Consider the following 3,924-nt stretch of genomic DNA (forward strand, 5'->3'; position numbering starts at 1 on the left):
TAGTCGTATACGCTCGTCTTGGGCAGGGGCAGGTGTGTCTAGGAGACAGCAATGCTGACAGACAGCCATGACCATGGTGAGTCACTGCACATACCCGTTGGCGAGAAGACTGAAGGTAACCAGGTGTCTAATGGCATAAAACTGGGGAATTCGGGGTAAAAAGAACAAGTCGCAAACGGTGAAGGATTAACTTGCATCTGGTTTAGCTCATAAGCTAATTTAAAGCCCCAAACCGCCGATACAGCCCATCCAGCCATACCCACTAATCGTAGCAACCACACTTTAGGTTGTAGTATGCCTATCAGCGCTGCCAGAATAATACCGAGTACAGCAACACGAATATAAATGCACATTACACACGGTGCTAGATCCATTCCATATTGAAAGAAGAGGGCTGCCAACTCTAATCCAATAGCGGATAATAATAATAAACCCCAAGAAAAACGATTATGGCAAAACTGCTGTAGTTGTGACAATTTCAGTTCCTAATAAATGTGCTGGTAAAAAAAACACCCTCAAATGAGGGTGTTCAGATGGATTATCACGACTTTAAGATAAATTATCTACTAAGTCCAATATGCTGATTTAATTAATGACCCATTACCGCACCGCTGATGTCTTTGGCAGAGTGGTGGATTATTAATTGAGTTTCATAAAGAACATCAGTCATGTCGACTAAGAAACCAGACTCAATGGCCATTACACCCACAATCGATAATACAATCGTATAAGGCAACGCCATCCATACCATACGGCCGTATGACAAGCGAATAAGCGGTGCTATGGCTGAGGTTAACAAGAATAAGAACGCTGCTTGTCCATTCGGTGTAGCCACAGAAGGTAGGTTAGTACCGGTGTTAATTGCCACAGCAAGTAAGTCAAATTGATCTCGAGTGATTTGGCCACTCATCAATGCAGCTTTCACTTCATTAATGTAAACCGTGCCCACAAACACGTTGTCACTGACCATAGATAATAAGCCGTTAGCGATGTAAAAAATCACTAACTGCATATTGCCTTCATAACCTAATGCCCATTGGATCACTGGAGCAAACAGTTCCTGGTCAATGATCACACCAACGATGGCAAAAAATACCGCTAAAAGCGCAGTGAAAGGCAAGGCTTCTTCAAACGCTTTACCCAAAGAATGTTCGTCGGTTATGCCATTAAATGCTGTTGCTAAAATAATGACCGATAAACCAATGAGGCCCACAGAAGCTAGGTGAAGTGCTAAACCTGCAATTAACCAAACTCCAATAAGAGCCTGTACAACCAGTTTCATTTTATCTTGGTTGGTTCAGTGTGAGTCTTCATGATTAGCGTAATCGGTTAAAATCTTATGTACTGCACCAGGTAATTGCGCGCCATAACCAAATACTTTGAATTTTTCGACAAGAAAACAAGTGAATATTCCTGCAACCAATACCGGCATAGTCACCGGTGACATCCGTAAGAAAAACTCACCAAACTGCCAGTGGGCTTGTGCCGCAATGATCAAGTTCTGTGGTTCGCCCACCATAGTACAGACACCACCAAGAGCGGTACCAATACCTGAATGCATTAATAAATTACGTAAGAATGCACGAAATGCTTCTAATTCTTCATTGTTTAACTGTTCGGTTGTTTCAGATGTATGGTCATGGCCATCGTTAAAGCTCTTACCTGAAGCGACCTTGTGGTAAATGGAGTAAAAACCAACGGCAACAGCAATGATAACCGCGATGACTGTTAACGCATCTAAGAACGCAGATAAGAATGCCGACGCTGTACAGAACATCAACGAAACAATGATTTTTGAACGCACTTTAGTAATCATCTTGGTAAATACAAACAGTAATAACTGTTTCATAAAGTAAATACCGGCGACCATGAAGACTAAAAGTAACAATACTTCCAGGTTGGCTTCAATTTCATGTAGAACTTGTGAGGGGGATGTCATGCCAATAAATACGGCTTGAATTGCGAGCAAACCGCCGGGCTGAAGTGGATAACATTTAAGTGCCATGGCAAGGGTGAAAATAAATTCAACTACCAGTACCCATCCAGCGACAAATGGACTGACATAAAAAAACAGCAGGGGATTAATGACTAAAAATGCCATAATTGCGTATTTGTACCATTTAGGTGAATTGCCTAAAAAGTTGACAAATAGCGCCTGACTTTTGGTTGCCTGCATAGCAGCCTCTCCGATATTGTTATTGTGACTGTATTGGTACCATTTTTGGATAGCTTACAATACATCATTATTTTCAAACAGATTTGGGAGAATAGAGGCAACTCATATTCGAAAACTTGATGAGTATCAACTTTTCGTTAATTGAGTTTTAAATTCAACTCGATTGAATGAGTGATTTTGGCCAATTTCTCTCTGTAGAATATAGATATCTTGTTATAGCAAACAATGTGTTAGTTAAATAATTTACTCACTAACTACGCATGGCTCTTATTTTTCATCGCTAGTGTAGCGTAAAAAAAATTGAATTGTAACGCTGTTATTTTTGTTAGTAAAAACACGTGGCGTTAACAATTTAATTACATCAGTATATACTAAACTGCTAGGGTTTTATCAGATAAAGTGATGATATGTCGATGATTATAGTAGTGTAATGTGATTAATATTCAATTATTGTTACTTGCTCTGCTTCAGTTGTTTGAAATTCAATCGTAATGAGTGTCGTGTTTAAACAATGGTTTTTATTTTCTACCGCTCTGGTATGATCAGTCCCAATAGTTTCGCCATTGTTTAGCAATAGGATATTAAGGCTGATGATCATCAATGCCAAAGGGCCAGCGAGTTTTGCCGAGAAATATATTGTTCGTTCCATTTGGGAAAACAAATTCCCACCGGGATCAATTTTACCTGCTGAACGTGAGCTGTCTGAACTTATCGGCGTTACACGTACAACGTTAAGAGAAGTATTACAACGTCTTGCTCGAGATGGTTGGTTGAAAATTCAACATGGTAAACCTACCCAAGTGAATAATTTTTGGGAAACGTCTGGGCTAAATATTTTAGAAACCATTGCAGACTTGAATCCTGATGGTTTTCCATTATTAGTCGACCAGTTAATGGCCGCTCGTGGTAATGTCAGTAATATTTATTTTCGGGCATCTATCCGTCACAACCCTGAAAAAGTAGTTGAAGTATTAGCGGGTATTCATAGTTTAGAAAATGATGCTGAAGCGTATGCGACATTTGATTACCAGTTGCACCATACATTAGCTTTTGCGTCAGGCAATCCATTGTATGTGTTGATTTTAAATGGTTTTAAAGGCCTTTATAATCGTGTTGGTCGATATTATTTTTCTAGCCAAGAAGCTCGTGAATTAACCATGCGTTTTTATCTTAAATTAGAGAAACTGGCTCAGGATAAAAATTACTCAGACGTACCAGCGTTAATGCGTACAAATGGTATTGAAAGTGGCAAAATGTGGCAAAAATTGCGTGATGATTTACCCGCTGAAATGGGTCATGATAAATCATAGTGAGATAGTGAGATAGTGAGATAGTGAGATAGTAACTTAAGCCATTAAATCTCTCATTACACGTTAAAAAAACCAATCAAATTGATTGGTTTTTTTACAACAAAATTGCTCATACTCACAGCATCGAATGTAAACTAGATAGACTTTGTGGTGTCGTTTCTGGACACATTGACAAGGTACTAACAATGCCTAAGTGATCAAATTGCTCCAAAGTGACATTAAATCCCCATAACCGATGTAAATGCTTTAATACCTCTTGATGGTTGTCTGCCAGCGGAATGTTGTCAAATGGTATGTAGCGTAAGATAATTGACCTATCACCGTTCACTTGAACTTGTTGTACTTGTATATTGGGCTCGATATTCGACAGATTATATTGTTGTGATAGGGTGTTGCGAATATCCTGGTAACCTTGATCATCATGAATGGCCGATATTG

General features: G+C 39.2%; 2 protein-coding genes and 2 pseudogenes. 1 reads left to right on the plus strand and 3 read right to left on the minus strand.

The window, feature by feature from the left end; genetic code table 11:
* Nucleotides 1-38: 38 nt before the first annotated feature.
* Together dsbB and nhaB are read right to left on the minus strand one after the other, a co-directional pair.
* On the minus strand, nt 39-476 hold the full coding sequence (gene dsbB / locus CXF78_RS13910; protein WP_102037135.1) for a disulfide bond formation protein DsbB: 438 nt from the start codon (nt 474-476) through the stop codon (nt 39-41).
* 113 nt (nt 477-589) lie between these two features.
* Nucleotides 590-2,176 (minus strand): annotated as a pseudogene (gene nhaB, locus CXF78_RS13915) (sodium/proton antiporter NhaB).
* A gap of 590 nt (nt 2,177-2,766) precedes the next feature.
* Between nhaB and fadR the strand changes: the two are divergent.
* On the plus strand, nt 2,767-3,486 hold the full coding sequence (gene fadR, locus CXF78_RS13920) for a fatty acid metabolism transcriptional regulator FadR (protein ID WP_011637209.1): 720 nt from the start codon (nt 2,767-2,769) through the stop codon (nt 3,484-3,486).
* Between the two features lie 115 nt (nt 3,487-3,601).
* Here fadR and CXF78_RS13925 read toward each other — a convergent pair.
* A pseudogene (locus tag CXF78_RS13925) lies at nt 3,602-3,924 on the minus strand (SpoVR family protein); the annotation flags it as partial.

The sequence above is a fragment of the Shewanella sp. 11B5 genome, from assembly GCF_002836795.1.
Taxonomy (GTDB): Bacteria; Pseudomonadota; Gammaproteobacteria; order Enterobacterales; family Shewanellaceae; genus Shewanella; species Shewanella frigidimarina.

What these genes read in the sequence shown, in the direction of transcription:
- fadR (WP_011637209.1), top strand. Translation starts at nt 2,767, where the DNA reads ATGATCATCAATGCCAAAGGGCCAGCGAGTTTTGCCGAGAAATATATT.